The following is a 14,424-nucleotide window of genomic DNA, read 5'->3' on the forward strand; positions in this document are numbered from 1 at the left end:
GAAGGACATTCGATGGACACACTCGACAACCAATTCCACCAACTGCACCAGAGCGGCCTGCTGATTCTGACCAACGTTGCCGATGCCACCGGGGCGCGACTGGTGGAACAGCTGGGCAGCAAGGCTATCGCCACCAGCAGCGCGGCAGTGGCTTGGGTTCACGGTTACCCGGATGGCAATACCTTGCCGCTTGAACGTCTGGTTTCCACCGTCGAGTCCATCGCCCGGGTCATTACGGTGCCGTTGACCGTGGACATCGAGGCCGGTTATTCCGATGACCTGGGGCGGGTTGCGGACGTGATCGACGCCGTCATCGCCGCCGGTGCTGTGGGGATCAATATCGAGGACGGTGCGTCGCCGCCCGAGCTGCTGGCCCGCAAGATCGAAATCGCTCGCCAGGTCGCCGATCGTCGGGACGTAAAGCTATTTATCAACGCTCGCACCGACGTGTATCTCAGGGGTTTGGTGCCGGCCGAAGATCGCGTGGCAGAGACCCTCAAGCGCGCCGCGTTGTATCAGGCCGCCGGTGCCGACGGGCTGTTCGCGGCGGGCGTCACGGCGGCGTATGAGATCGAAGCGCTGTGCCGTGGCACGACACTGCCGGTGAACGTGCTGGGTTTCGCGGGCCTGCCTTCGCCTGAAGAACTGCAAGCCCTCGGCGTGCGCCGTTTGAGCGCCGGGTCGAGCATCGCCGAATTCCTCTACGGTGCCATGGCATCGGTGGCGAAAAGCTTTCTGCAAACCGGAAAACTCGATAGCAGCGACCTCAAGGCCTTCACTTATGGCCAAGTGAACGCCCTGCTGGCCCCCACCGGCAAAGTTTGACCGCAAGCAATGGAGTGCGGCGCTGCGGGGTGACGACTAATCTTCCCGCAGTCACCCGCGCTTCAGGATGCTCCATGCCCGACACCTATCAACTGGCCAGTGAATTTCTCTCGGCCCTCGATGCCGACTGGCAACGCCACATCAGCCTCATCGGCCCCTGCCTGCATCAGCCCCATGCGGCTCGCGATCCTTACGAATCGCTGGTGCGAGCGATTGCCTATCAACAATTGCATGCAAAAGCCGGCGATGCGATTGTCGGCCGGATGCTGGCGTTGTTTCCGGCGAGCACCTTCCCCAGGCCGGAGCAGATTCTGGCGACAGACTTCGAACAGATGCGCGGTTGCGGGTTTTCCGCCAGCAAGATCGCGACCATTCAGGGCATCGCTCAGGCAGCTCTGGACGGCGTGGTGCCGGATTACGCCACAGCGCTGGCCATGGACGATGAAGCGTTGATCGAGCGGTTGATTACCTTGCGTGGCGTTGGCCGCTGGACGGTTGAAATGCTGTTGATTTACAGCCTGGAGCGGCCAGACATTTTGCCGGCTGATGACTTTGGGGTGCGCGAGGGATATCGGCGGCTGAAGGGGTTGGAGGTACAGCCGACTCGTAAGCAGATGATTGAAATCGGGCTGGCGTGGCGCCCTTATCGGACGGTGGCAGCGTGGTATTTGTGGCGGGTGCCCAGCCGGTAGACCGCGTTATCGTTCATCGCGGGCAAGCCCGCTCCCACAGGGATATTCTGTGAACACATTATTTGTGAACACTGAAGACCATGTGGGAGCGGGCTTGCCCGCGAAGGCGCCCGAACAGCCACCCTAAATTCCACTGCCCAGGAACACTGACAGTCTAGGCTGTCTTGAGCCATCCCAAGACCCAACGGAGGTTCCCATGCAGCTCGAAGGCTCCTGCCATTGCGGCGCAGTGTCGTTCAGCCTGACCAGCGCCCACCCCTACCCTTATCAACGCTGCTATTGCTCGATCTGTCGTAAAACCCAGGGTGGTGGCGGTTATGCGATCAACATCGCTGGCGATGCCGCCAGCCTCAAGGTGCACGGTCGCAAGCACATCTCGATTTACCATGCGCGGCTCAAGGAAGAAGGCGACAAACGCGCCCGTCGCAGCACCGCCGAGCGGCATTTCTGTTCCGTTTGCGGCTCGGGATTATGGGTGTTCAGTCCTGAATGGCCGGACCTTGTTCACCCATTCGCCTCGGTCATCGACACGGCGCTGCCGGTGCCACCCGAGTACACGCACGTGATGCTCGGTTCGAAAGCATCATGGGTGGAAGTCCAGACGCAGCCCGCTGATCGACAGTGCGATGTCTGGCCCGAAGAGTCCATCGCCCAATGGCATGAGCGCCTGGGTTTGAGCCGCTAAGGCCGTTCACAGTCTTTGACAGTTTCCCGACAAAGCTGTCAAAGATTGCCGGCCCGCACCTGCCTAGCATGGGCGCATCCAACCTCCCTTCGGGTGCTCCCATGTTTCGTTCGTTGTGTCTGCCGTTGACTTCATGCTGCCTGCTCATCTCTTCCGACTCATTGCACGCCGAAGACTGGCGCTACAGCCTGCGAGCCGGTGCCGCCAGCGTGCCGCGTTATAGCGGCAGTGATGAACGCGTAGTCGCGCCGTTGTTGGGGGCAAAGATCATTTGGCTGGGCAGGTGGTTTATACCTTTTGAGATCCAGGATCGTTCTCACCGTAGGAACGATCAACAATCCTGTAGATACTCTGTTCACGGTCAAGCTTTTAGCAGATGTTTTTCGCTGAAAAGCTTGGCCGTATCGAAATCCTCTCCAGCACGTATGCAGGCCCACAAGCCTGTCAGGTATTTGCGCATAACCGCGCAGATGGCCTGCATTTTTCGTTTTCCACGACCGACTAGCACGTCGTAAAAAGCCTTCACATAAGGATCGCAACGGATCGCTGACATGGCAGGCATGAACATCGCCGAGCGCAGGTAGGCGTTGCCACCCTTGCTCAGGCGCCCGGGTTTGTCGATGCTCGTTCCAGACTGGGTCAGTCGCACGTCCAGCCCTGCATAACGACTGATCTGCGGGGATTTGAGTGTCACTGGCAGGGTCGTCAGTTCAGCCAGCACTGCAAATGTCGAGACCTCACCCATTCCGGGTGCAGCCACCATGTGATCAAACTGCTCCTGCAAAATTGGACAGCTAGCGATGATGTCTCGCCCGGCTCGCCTAAACCGTTCGATGCGCCTGCCGAACATCGCAATAGCTTCTTCCTCATCCTCAATCAGCATCGCTGAAGTTGTTTCGGTCGCTTGAAGGGCATGCAGCTCATTCTTCGCTCGGGTGCAGTGGCAGGTCAGACGGTTGATATGCCGGCCAATGGCACGCAACTCAAGCTGGGCGGGGCTTGGAGGAGTCCACAAGCGAGGCGTCATGCGTTCGCCGTACTCCGCTAGCAACTGGGCGTCGATGGCGTCCGTTTTACTGTGTTGAAGCATCAGTCTTGCAAAATTGCGGGAGCTTTTCGGGTTGATCACAGAAACCGGCAAGCCTGCAGTGCTTAACTCCAGGGCCAGATCCAGGTAATAAATCCCGGTGGCTTCCATGACCACAGAAAGCGGTTTGAGTGCTATCAGCTTTTTCACGGCAGCCTTGCGCCCCTTGGGCGTTTGAGCGATATCCCACGAGCCAGCTGCACGGCCTTTGTCACGCCATCCCATTGCTGTGGTGCGAGAACCAACATCCAATCCGACGTGTACACTCATGCTTTCCACTCCAAGGAAACTGGGTGAAGATGGCTCCTGGTTCCCCCGACCTCGAACTTCATGCCACTGCAACCTTGTAATGCGAAGTCCGACTTGTCGGCTTCTCGATACTCTTCGTGGTGGGCAATGAGGCGGGGGGGCCTCTCTACAGACAAGGTCAGGAGCAAATCCTGCCTTCAGGAGCGATCGGCCTCCCCCAGAAACACATCTTTGAGACAACACCGAGGAGCTTAGCTGCTCTCGCCGGGTGTTCGGCCAACATACAAGGAGCGAGGCTTGCCCGCGAAGGCGTCCGTAAGAACACCACAGCTAATCGACATGCGCCCAAGTCATGCGAAACGACGCCCCGCCCCACGGAGAGTCCGCCACTTCCACTTGCCCGCCATGGGATTGCGACACCCGTCGCACCAACGCCAGGCCCAAGCCGAAACCACCGGTGCGGCGGTCGCGACTGGCGTCCAGGCGCGAGAACGGTTCGAAGATTTTCTCCCGCCCGTCCAGCGGCACGCCCGGCCCGTCGTCGTTGACCCGCACTTCGTAATGATCGCCGGTGCGCACTAACGATACTTCCACCCGTTCGTCGGCATAGCGAATGGCATTGCGCAGCAAATTGATCACAGCCCGTGCCATGAAGCGCGGTTCGATGCGAACCTCATCGACCTGACACTCGACAATCAGCAATTGCACCCCGGCGGCTTCGGCCTCCAGCGCCACGCTACCCACCACACTGTCGAGCCAATGGCTGGCCTGAATGTTCTCCCGCGAAATTACCGTAGCGCCACGCTCAAGGCTGGCGTACGTCAGCAGCTCGGAAACCATTTCTTCCAGCTCGCCGAGGTCGGCGTACATGTCGGCAATCAACTTGCGGTTCTGGGTCGGATCGGGTTGTTGCTTGAGTTGATCGAGTTCGAACGACAACCGTGCAATCGGCGTGCGCAATTCGTGGGACACCGCGTTGGTCAGCTCGCGCTGATTGGCGATAAGCCCCTCGATGCGCGCGGCCATCAGGTTGAAGTGTTCAGCCAGGTCACGAATGTTCGAGCGTTTGGACAGCTGGATGCGCGCCGACAGGTCGTTGTCGCCAAAGCGTTCGGCGGCCAGGCGCAGTGTCTCCAGATCGCGCCAGTGCGGGCGCACCCAGAAAAACAACACGAAACCGATCATCACCGCGATCATCAAATAGGCCGCGGCAATGTAGAACGGCATCAGGCTCGGCTCGGCCGGCAGACTGATGCTGAGCAGTTGCGGGCCGTCGTCAATGCGCGAGATGAACTGCGTGTACTGGTCGCGAATGACCAGCAGCCCCTGGGCCAACTCGGCTTTTTCCTGATCGGTCAGGGCCAGTTGATCGCTCTCGACCAGCGTCAGGCCCAAGCCGTAGTGGGGGCGCACGGCTTCCAGTTGGCGCTCCCGGGCCGAACCGTCCAGGCCGCGCAACTGCTCAGTCAGCGACCACGCCTGACCACGCACCGCCTCTTGGTTGTAGCTCTGCATCTGACCGTCGAGCAGCGCATCGAACGTACGCTCGACGGTTTGCAGCGCCAGTATCAAGCCAACCGTCATTACCAGAAACAGCCCGAGAAATAACCGCAGCATTTACAGCTCCCACCCAAATGGATTGAACAGATAACCCTTGCCCCACACGGTCTTGATGCACACCGGCTCGCGTGGGTTGTCCTTGAGCTTGCCGCGCAATTTGCTGATGTAGACGTCGACGCTGCGATTGAGGCCGTCGAAGGCAATACCGCGCATGCGGTTGAGGATATCGTCGCGGGACAGAGTCTTGCCGGCGGCGCTGGCCAGCAACCACAGCAGTTCGAATTCCATGGTGGTGAGCTCGATGCCCTCGCCCGCCAGGCGCACTTCGCGGCAGCTGCGATCGATGCTCAGATGGCCGAATTCCAGCGAACTGCACACGCTGCTGTCTGGCATCTGACGGCGTTGCAAAGCGCGCAAACGGGCCAGCAGTACCGGTGGTTTTATCGGTTTGATCACGTAGTCGTCGGCGCCGGATTCCAGGCCGAGGATGTGATCGAGATCGTCTTCCTTGGCGGTGAGGATGACGATCGGCGTGTCAGAGACGCTGCGAATTTCGCGGCACACGTGCAGGCCGCTCTGGCCCGGCAGCATCAGGTCGAGCACCACGATTTTCGGTTTGAAGTCGAGGAAAGCGGCCAACGCCAGATCACCGCGATGCACCTGCCGGACCTCGAAGCCGTGTTGGGACAGGAAATGCGCGATCAGCCCGGCAAGCTTTTCGTCATCTTCCACCAGCAGCACTTTGCCAAAACCCAGGTTATCCATAACGACCGTTTGCCAACCCTTGAGTGAAGTGGCCGGCATTATGGCGCCAATCGGTGACGGGACGGTGATGACGGGCAGCAAAAACCGGCCACGGGGGCCGGTTTTAGGCGATGTTTCATACTCTTAAGAGTTTTTAACAATTCAGACGCAGAAGATTGCAACGTGCGGATGGCATTTTCAGGAGCACGACTTGCCGGCGAAAGCCTTCTTGAGATCGCCTTCGCGGGCAAGCCTCGCCCCTACAAGGTTATGCGGCGGCTGGGACACCACTGTGAAAGCGGAACTCCACATCCGGCGACTCGATCAACGCCTGCTCGGCGTCACGCACCTTGTCGATCACCTGGGCAATGTCCTTGGCGTCGCCGTACTGATAGGCCAGTTTCAGGTAACCCTGGAAATGCCGGGCCTCGCTCTTCAGCAGGCCGAAGTAGAACTTGCCCAGCTCTTCATCCAGATGCGGCACCAACGCCTCGAAACGCTCGCAGCTGCGGGCTTCGATGAAGGCGCCGACCACCAGGGTGTCCACCAGCTTCACCGGTTCGTGGCTGCGCACCACTTTGCGCAGCCCCGAGGCATAGCGCCCGGCGGACAGCTGACGCAGCTCGATCTTGCGCTTTTTCATCAGGCGCATGACCTGTTCGTGGTGCACCAGTTCTTCCCGGGCCAGACGCGACATCAGGTTGATCAGATCGACGTGGGAGTGATATTTGGCAATCAGGCTCAACGCCGTGCTGGCCGCCTTGAATTCGCAGTTTTTGTGGTCGATCAGCAGCGTTTCCTGATCGGCCAACGCGGCCTGGACCCAGCCATCGGGCGTGCGGCAGCCAAGGAACTCGTGAATTTCGGGAAGGATCATGGGGCTCACGGATAAAAGGTACAGAACGAAGGGCGCCGATTATACCGGCCTGCCGACAGACCACCAGCCGCGACCGTTGATATGCATCAAGTCGCGAATGCCCGACCAGCAACTATAGTTGTGCAACGCAGTGTTTTTACCTTCCTGGAGATCCCGATCATGCAAGCCATCCGCAGCATTCTGGTGGTCATCGAACCCGAACACTCGGAGAGCCTGGCGCTCAAACGGGCCAAACTGATCGCTGGCGTGACCCAGGCTCATCTGCACCTGCTGGTCTGCGATAAAAAGCACGACCACAGCGCGATGCTCAGCGTGCTCAAGGCGGCCCTGCTGGCGGACGGTTACAACGTCACCACCGAGCAAGCCTGGAACGAAAGCCTGCACGACACCATTATCGACGTGCAGCAGGCCGAAGGTTGCGGGCTGGTGGTCAAGCAGCATTTCCCTGACAGCCCACTGAAAAAGGCCCTGCTGACCCCGGCGGACTGGAAACTGCTGCGCTACTGCCCGACCCCGGTGCTGCTGGTGAAAACCGCCAAACCCTGGGCCGGCGGGGTGATCCTGGCGGCCATCGATGTCGGCAATATGGACGGCGAACACCGCACCTTGCATGCCAGCATCATCGATCATGGCTACGACATTGCCAGCTTGGCCAAGGCCCATCTGCACGTGATCAGCGCCCATCCGTCGCCGATGCTGTCGGCGGCCGATCCGACGTTTCAGCTCAAGGAAACCATCGAGGCCCGTTACCGCGAGCAGTGCAAGGCGTTCCAGGCCGAGTTCGACATCGACGACGACCACCTGCACATCGAGGAAGGTCCGGCGGATGTGTTGATTCCGTTCATGGCCCATAAGCTGGGGGCCTCCGTGACGGTGATCGGCACGGTGGCGCGGACTGGGTTGTCCGGGGCGTTGATCGGTAATACGGCGGAAGTGGTGCTCGATGCGCTGGAGAGCGATGTGCTGGTGCTCAAGCCGGATACGGTCATGGATCATCTGGAAGAGATCGTGACCCGGCATTGAGATTTTCGGCGTCAAGTAGATCGCCATCGCGGGCAAGCCCGCTCCCACAGGTCGATGAAGTACCTGTGGGAGCAACTGTCTTGATGTCTTTTATTTTGAAGTTTGATCAAAGGGCAGCCGAACTTCCACAGTCTCAAACCATGTGATTTCCCAAATGAGCAAGCAGTCTGTTTAGGCTGCCTGCTCTCTCCACTCAGTTTGGTCACGGATCATCGCGTTCAGCCTTATCAACAACACCCGCATGCAGGCGATCAGCGCCACTTTCGCGCATTTACCTCTCAGGCGAAGCGCGTCATATCGGGCTTTGAACTCGGGTTGTCGCAAAATCACAGCCCAACTGGCCATGTACATCGCACGTCGCACGGCAAATCGGCCACCGCTTATATGACGAGGCCCTTCGTGGTTGCCGCTGTCGTGTCGTTGTAAGGGGCGATCCCTGCCAGTGCTGCGATCTCGTGCCGTCCAACCTCTCCCAGCTCAGGCAGGTAGGCCATGATGCTGGCTGCGGTCACGAGCCCTAGTCCCTTAACCGAGCGCAAGCGGGCAATTTTTTCACTGTCCAGGTCTTTGGCGCTTTGGCAGATCAGCTGTTCTATCGACTTTATTGCCTGATCTAAATAGTCGATATGGCTTTGCAACAAGGGTTTTTATCGAGTCGACAGAAGCCGTTTTGATACGCCGCCTGTCGTCACTTTGCTGCTGAACAAAGTTTTCGCGTTGCTGTACCAGCGCACGCAAATTGTCCTGTTCGGCGCTGGTGATACGGCTATCGGCGTCCTTTATAATCGTTGCAAATTCGGCGAGAAGCCGCGCATCTATCGCGTCTGTTTTAGCGCGATAACCCATTGCCTTGGCAAAATCTTTCGCCCGACGAGGATTGATTCGTAAGACGTCAAAGCCGCCCCTTTGAAGCACCTTCATGGGCCCCCGCTCGTAGCCACCGGTGGCTTCCAGTAACACGCGGGTGACTTCGAAGCCTTTTAACCAATCAATCAGCACCGGGAAACCACTGGCGCTGTTCGGAAAACTCGCACCAATGCCTTGCGAATTAATCCAGACTTCCAGACTGTCTTTGGAAACATCAATGCCTGCGCAGGAAAACATGGCTAAACCCTCTTACACTCATAAATGAGAGCGCTCTGGTTGGGCTCCACGCTTGTAATGTTCGAGGTCGGCTCGTTCAACTGTTCGGGCTCAATAACCAGAGTGGAGAGGTGAATGGCAGCATGGGCTCCCACACGTGCTGCTAGCACTCCGGGCGTTCAGCTTGCCACTCACCGCTCTCATCTTCAGTCTAAGTCCTGCGCAAGACACAAGCGGGCTTGCCCGCGATGCTTTTAAGGGTTACCCGCCGAACGCATCCTTGAGAAACCCCGGCGCAATGTAGCGCTGGTAATGCGCCTCAGAGAGCAGAAAAAATTCCCGATCAATGGCATCGCGCAACTCCGGCAGGTTCCAGTCGCGGAACTCCGGCAGCAACACCATCCCGTAGGCTTCCAGATTATTGATGACCCGCGCGCCCCGGGCGATCAACTGGTACGCCCAGCAATATTCCGACTGATGCGGCACAAAACGGATCTTGCGCTGCTCCAGCTGCATTCTCAGCAGTGCAGGATCGAAAATTTCTACCTTGGCGGCCATCACCTGCGACAACAGCTGCTCAAGCCGCAGCCACACCGCGCGTTTTTCTTCCTCGTTGTAACCATTCCAGTTGATCACTTCGTGGTGGAAACGCTTGCAGCCACGGCACACCAGATCACCGTAAACAGTGGAGCAGAGGCCGACGCAGGGGGTCTTGATGGTCTGATTGGGCATAGGTAGGCAAAACACGGGAAAGCAGAACAGGTCAGCATGTTAGCCCTTTGTCTAGCATTCATCACCCCTCAAAATTCAGGGCCTAACTTACCTTTAATTTTTTTTTGCCGTAGAATCAGCCAGCCTTTTAAGGCGCCAATGTCCGTTAAGAAGCTGTTTTCAAAGCGTCACGAGCACAGTCGTTCCTTCAGAGCGGTGTTGGCGAAGGGTTTTTCCAGCGGGGAAAAGCCCAACGCCAACCCTCATCAGCTCCCCGTTCTGCAGGCGTAAAACTTTGAAAGCAGCTTCTGTAAGGAATTGCCGGTAATTCTGGCTAAGCGGCCCACAACGCCACGCAGCGCATTAGTACGGCAATTTCGGGATGAGCGTCCCGGACACCCATTTGGGACCACTGATGAGGGTAATAACTGTGCTTGAAGCCTACCGCAAACATATCGAAGAGCGCGCAGCACTGGGTATCGTTCCCCAGCCGCTTAACGCCGAACAAACTGCAGGCCTGGTCGAGCTGCTGAAGAATCCCCCGGCTGGCGAAGAAGCTTTCCTCGTTGACCTGATCACCAATCGCGTTCCGCCAGGCGTGGACGAAGCTGCCTATGTAAAGGCCGGTTTCCTCTCTGCCCTCGCCAAAGGCGAAGCCAAATCCCCTCTGATCGACAAGAAACGCGCTGTTGAACTGCTCGGCACCATGCAGGGTGGCTACAACATCGTGACGCTGGTCAATCTGCTGGACGACGCCGAACTGGCACCAGTAGCCGCCGAAGAACTCAAGCACACCCTGCTGATGTTCGATGCCTTCCACGACGTGGCTGAAAGAGCCAAGAACGGCAACGTTCACGCCAAAGGCGTTCTGCAATCCTGGGCTGACGGCGAGTGGTTCAAGAAGCGCCCGGTGCTGGCCGACAAGATCAGCCTGCGCGTCTTCAAGGTGACCGGCGAAACCAACACCGACGACCTGTCCCCTGCTCCTGATGCCTGGTCCCGCCCGGACATCCCGCTGCACGCCCTGGCCATGTTGAAAATGGCTCGCGACGGCATCGTGCCGGACGTGCAAGGCTCCATCGGCCCGATGAAGCAGATCGAAGAAATGCGCAACAGCGGCTTCCCGATCGCCTACGTCGGTGACGTGGTCGGTACCGGTTCGTCGCGTAAATCGGCCACCAACTCGGTGCTGTGGTTCTTCGGTGACGACGTTCCTTACGTGCCGAACAAGCGTGCTGGCGGCTTCTGCTTCGGCAGCAAGATCGCTCCAATCTTCTACAACACCATGGAAGATGCCGGCGCACTGCCAATCGAATTCGATGTTACCAACATCAACATGGGCGACGTGATCGACCTGTACCCGCACGCTGGCAAAGTCTGCAAGCACGGTACCGACGAAGTCATCACCACCTTCGAAATGAAGACCCCTGTGCTGCTGGACGAAGTCCGTGCCGGCGGTCGTATTCCGCTGATCATCGGCCGTGGCCTGACCGACAAGGCTCGCGCCGAACTGGGTCTGCCAGCGTTCGACCTGTTCAAGAAGCCGGATGCCCCGATCGAAAGCACCAAGGGTTTCACCCTGGCGCAGAAAATGGTCGGCAAGGCATGCGGCGTAGCCGGTGTGCGTCCAGGCACCTACTGCGAACCGAAGATGACCACCGTCGGTTCCCAGGACACCACTGGTCCGATGACCCGTGACGAACTGAAAGACCTGGCGTGCCTGGGCTTCTCCGCTGATCTGGTGATGCAGTCGTTCTGCCACACCGCGGCTTATCCAAAGCCGATCGACGTGACCACCCACCACACCCTGCCTGACTTCATCATGACCCGCGGCGGTGTTTCCCTGCGTCCGGGCGACGGCATCATCCACAGCTGGCTGAACCGCATGCTGCTGCCGGACACCGTCGGTACCGGTGGCGACTCCCACACCCGTTTCCCGATGGGCATTTCGTTCCCGGCCGGTTCCGGTCTGGTCGCATTCGCCGCTGCCACTGGCGTGATGCCACTGGACATGCCGGAATCGATCCTGGTGCGTTTCAAAGGCGAGATGCAACCGGGCGTCACCCTGCGTGACCTGGTTCACGCCATTCCTTACTTCGCGATTCAGGCTGGCTTGCTGACCGTCGAGAAGAAAGGCAAGAAGAACGCCTTCTCCGGCCGCATCCTGGAAATCGAAGGCCTGGACAACCTGAGCATCGAACAGGCTTTCGAGCTGTCCGACGCCTCGGCCGAACGTTCGGCTGCCGGTTGCACCATCAAGCTGTCGAAAGAGTCGATCACCGAATACCTGCAATCGAACATCACCCTGCTGCGCTGGATGATCGGTGAAGGCTACGGTGATGTGCGTACCCTGGAACGTCGTGCTCAAGCGATGGAAGCCTGGATCGCCAACCCTGAGTTGATGGTTGCCGATGCTGACGCCGAATACGCTGAAGTCATCGAAATCGACCTGGCCGACATCAAAGAGCCTGTGCTCTGCGCGCCAAACGATCCGGACGACGCCCGTCTGCTGTCCAGCGTTGCTGGCGAGAAGATCGACGAAGTGTTCATCGGTTCGTGCATGACCAACATCGGTCACTTCCGCGCTGCCGGCAAGTTGCTGGAACAGGTCAAAGGTCAGCTGCCAACTCGTCTGTGGCTGTCGCCGCCGACCAAAATGGACGCTCACCAGTTGACCGAAGAAGGCTACTACGGCATCTACGGCAAGGCCGGCGCACGCATGGAAATGCCAGGCTGCTCGCTGTGCATGGGGAACCAGGCACGTGTAGAGCCGAACTCCACCGTGGTGTCGACGTCGACCCGTAACTTCCCGAACCGTCTGGGTGACGGCGCGAACGTCTACCTGGCTTCGGCCGAGCTGGCGTCCGTTGCGTCCATCCTGGGTCGCCTGCCGACCGTCGAGGAGTACATGGAATACGCTGGCAAGATCGACAGCATGGCGGCCGATGTTTACCGCTACCTGTCCTTCGACCAGATCGCCGAGTTCCGTGAAGCTGCTGCGAACGCCAACATCCCGGTCGTTCAAGCCTAACGCTGCAACGCCATAAAAAACGCCGCCCATCGTGAGATGAGCGGCGTTTTTTTATGCCTTCAGGAAGACCGAGTTATCGTTCATCGCGGGCAAGCCACGCTCCCACAGGGATTTGCGCGAGCCATGAATCACAAAAAAAATGTGGGAGCGGGCTTGCCCGCGATGACGGCCTTACAGACAACATAGATGTTGAATGTGCCGGCCTCATCGCGAGCAAGCCCGCTCCCACAGGGTATTCAGCGTGCCTGGAAGATCTATCCTCAGGCCATCAGGGAATAGATCAACGCCGAAATCGCCACCAGGCCCACCGCCGTCACGAAGACGTTAGAGGCTTGACCACGAAAACGCGCCATGGCCGGAACCTTGCGGATTGCGTACATCGGCATCAGGAACAGGATCGCCGCGATGATCGGGCCACCGAGGGTTTCGATCATGCCGAGAATGCTCGGGTTCAGCGTGGCAACGATCCAGCACACCACCAGCATGAACGCCGCAGTCATGCGGTCCAGCGTCTTCGGTGCCGGGCGCTTGCCGCTCTTGACGATCAGGCCCTTCAAGCCTTCGCTGGCGCCGATGTAGTGGCCCAGGAACGACTTGGAAATGGCCACGAAGGCAATCAACGGCGCCGCGAAGGCGATGGTCGGGTTGCTGAAGTGGTTGGCCAGGTACGACAGGATCGACAGGTTCTGCGCCTTGGCTTCCGCCAGTTGCGCCGGCGATAGGGTCAGCACGCAGCTGAAGACGAAGAACAGCACCATCACCACCATCAAGATGTGGGCACGGGACAGGATCTGCGAGCTGCGCTCTTCGGCATGCGCGCCGTAGCGACGCTTCTGGTCCACTGCGAACGCCGAGATGATCGGCGAGTGGTTGAACGAGAACACCATCACCGGAATCGCCAGCCACAGGGTGTGCAGCAGCGCCGACGACTCAGGCAGCGTGGTTGCAGTGCTGAGGATGCCGCCATTCCAGTGCGGAATCAGGAACACCGCCAGGAACAACAGCGCGACGATGAACGGATACACCATCAGGCTCATGGCCTTGACGATCACCTGCTCACCGCAACGCACCACTGCCAGCAGGCCGAGAATCAATACGAACGACAACACGGCGCGCGGTGGCGGCATGATGTGCAGTTGATGTTCGAGGAAACTGCCCACGGTGTTGGTCAAGGCCACGCTGTAGATCAGCAGGATCGGGAAGATCGCGAAGAAATACAGCAATGTGATCAACGCGCCGGCCTTGATGCCGAAATGTTCTTCCACAACTTCGGTGATGTCGGCGCCTTCGCGGCCGGACAACACAAAGCGGGTCAGGCCGCGGTGTGCGTAAAACGTCATGGGGAACGCCAGCACTGCCAGGATCAGCAGCGGCCAGAAGCCGCCCAGCCCCGCGTTGATCGGCAAAAACAGGGTACCAGCCCCGATTGCCGTGCCAAACAGGCCCAGCATCCAGGTGGTGTCATGGCGATTCCAGCTTGCGAGGCTCGCTGGTGTCGCCGCTACATAGCGTTCGTCGACGCTATTGGCCTGATCATTCATCCGGTCGGATCTCCGCTTTCCGGTCACTTGCCACCCGACCAGGACGAGTCGGAAAAATCCGACAGGCAGCGTCCTGGCCGAAACAGGGGCGCGATTGTCCGGGATTAATCAGCAGAAGCAAAGACTTAGCTGAGGAATGGTTATGCGGATCAGATGCAACTGGCGCCTGCGTTCTCTGTAGGAGCAAGGCTTGCCCGCGAACCAGTCGCCTCGGTCCATCAGGAATACCGCGTTATCGTTCTTCGCGGGCAAGTCGGATCGCCGCACCGCTCGCTCCTACGAATCGTGGACAAACTCCCACCATCTGCCTCGCTCT

The 14,424-nt window shown here is 58.9% G+C and carries 14 protein-coding genes and 1 pseudogene; 6 read left to right on the forward strand and 9 right to left on the reverse strand.

The features are described 5' to 3' along the window. The first annotated feature begins 12 nt into the window (after window positions 1–12). From PSH88_RS16600 to PSH88_RS16615, 4 genes and pseudogenes are all read left to right on the forward strand, one after another. The gene (locus PSH88_RS16600; protein WP_305421579.1) at window positions 13–825 is read left to right on the forward strand and encodes an isocitrate lyase/PEP mutase family protein; all 813 of its coding nucleotides are present in this window, start codon (window positions 13–15) and stop codon (window positions 823–825) included. 74 nt (window positions 826–899) lie between these two features. Then, window positions 900–1,517 (forward strand): DNA-3-methyladenine glycosylase family protein, encoded by a 618-nt coding sequence (locus PSH88_RS16605; RefSeq protein ID WP_305421580.1) that lies wholly within the window; start codon window positions 900–902, stop codon window positions 1,515–1,517. Between the two features lie 196 nt (window positions 1,518–1,713). Then, window positions 1,714–2,202 carry a GFA family protein gene (locus PSH88_RS16610; RefSeq protein ID WP_305421581.1) on the forward strand — a complete coding sequence of 163 codons (489 nt, stop codon included), beginning with the start codon at window positions 1,714–1,716 and terminating at the stop codon, window positions 2,200–2,202. A gap of 101 nt (window positions 2,203–2,303) precedes the next feature. Then, window positions 2,304–2,474, forward strand: a pseudogene (locus tag PSH88_RS16615) (MipA/OmpV family protein); the annotation flags it as partial. Between the two features lie 89 nt (window positions 2,475–2,563). Here PSH88_RS16615 and PSH88_RS16620 read toward each other — a convergent pair. The 4 genes from PSH88_RS16620 to PSH88_RS16635 form a co-directional block, all read right to left on the reverse strand. Further along, window positions 2,564–3,559, reverse strand: a complete 996-nt coding sequence (locus tag PSH88_RS16620; RefSeq protein WP_305424530.1) for an IS110 family RNA-guided transposase — start codon at window positions 3,557–3,559, stop codon at window positions 2,564–2,566. Between the two features lie 309 nt (window positions 3,560–3,868). Then, complete coding sequence (locus PSH88_RS16625) at window positions 3,869–5,155, reverse strand: ATP-binding protein (protein WP_305421582.1); 1,287 nt, start codon at window positions 5,153–5,155, stop codon at window positions 3,869–3,871. After that, a complete protein-coding gene (locus PSH88_RS16630; protein ID WP_305427009.1) occupies window positions 5,156–5,863 on the reverse strand; it encodes a winged helix-turn-helix domain-containing protein in 708 nt (235 codons plus the stop codon). It abuts the gene before it with no gap. Window positions 5,864–6,110: 247 nt separating this feature from the next. After that, window positions 6,111–6,719: a MiaE family protein gene (locus PSH88_RS16635; RefSeq protein WP_007906324.1), complete on the reverse strand. Its 609-nt coding sequence runs from the start codon at window positions 6,717–6,719 to the stop codon at window positions 6,111–6,113. A 159-nt stretch (window positions 6,720–6,878) separates the two neighbouring features. Between PSH88_RS16635 and PSH88_RS16640 the strand changes: the two genes are divergently transcribed. Next, window positions 6,879–7,742 (forward strand): universal stress protein, encoded by an 864-nt coding sequence (locus tag PSH88_RS16640; RefSeq protein WP_305421583.1) that lies wholly within the window; start codon window positions 6,879–6,881, stop codon window positions 7,740–7,742. Window positions 7,743–7,913: 171 nt separating this feature from the next. Here PSH88_RS16640 and PSH88_RS16645 read toward each other — a convergent pair whose 3' ends face one another. From PSH88_RS16645 to PSH88_RS16660, 4 genes are all read right to left on the reverse strand, one after another. Next, entirely contained in the window at window positions 7,914–8,093 is a 180-nt protein-coding gene (locus tag PSH88_RS16645; protein WP_431312684.1) for a hypothetical protein, read from the reverse strand. Window positions 8,094–8,122: 29 nt separating this feature from the next. Beyond that, on the reverse strand, window positions 8,123–8,236 hold the full coding sequence (locus PSH88_RS16650; protein WP_305483571.1) for a hypothetical protein: 114 nt from the start codon (window positions 8,234–8,236) through the stop codon (window positions 8,123–8,125). Between the two features lie 58 nt (window positions 8,237–8,294). After that, window positions 8,295–8,846, reverse strand: a complete 552-nt coding sequence (locus tag PSH88_RS16655) for an IS110 family transposase (protein WP_305483301.1) — start codon at window positions 8,844–8,846, stop codon at window positions 8,295–8,297. Between the two features lie 240 nt (window positions 8,847–9,086). Beyond that, a complete protein-coding gene (locus PSH88_RS16660; protein ID WP_305421585.1) occupies window positions 9,087–9,557 on the reverse strand; it encodes a DUF1289 domain-containing protein in 471 nt (156 codons plus the stop codon). Between the two features lie 409 nt (window positions 9,558–9,966). Here PSH88_RS16660 and acnB point away from each other — a divergent pair, with 409 nt between their 5' ends. Then, complete coding sequence (acnB, locus tag PSH88_RS16665) at window positions 9,967–12,567, forward strand: bifunctional aconitate hydratase 2/2-methylisocitrate dehydratase (protein WP_305427010.1); 2,601 nt, start codon at window positions 9,967–9,969, stop codon at window positions 12,565–12,567. Between the two features lie 260 nt (window positions 12,568–12,827). On the opposite strand, the gene PSH88_RS16670 is transcribed toward acnB, so the two are convergent. Next, complete coding sequence (locus tag PSH88_RS16670) at window positions 12,828–14,108, reverse strand: serine/threonine transporter (protein ID WP_305421586.1); 1,281 nt, start codon at window positions 14,106–14,108, stop codon at window positions 12,828–12,830. Window positions 14,109–14,424 lie beyond the last annotated feature (316 nt).

This window comes from Pseudomonas wuhanensis, from assembly GCF_030687395.1.
Taxonomy (GTDB): domain Bacteria; phylum Pseudomonadota; class Gammaproteobacteria; order Pseudomonadales; family Pseudomonadaceae; genus Aquipseudomonas; species Aquipseudomonas wuhanensis.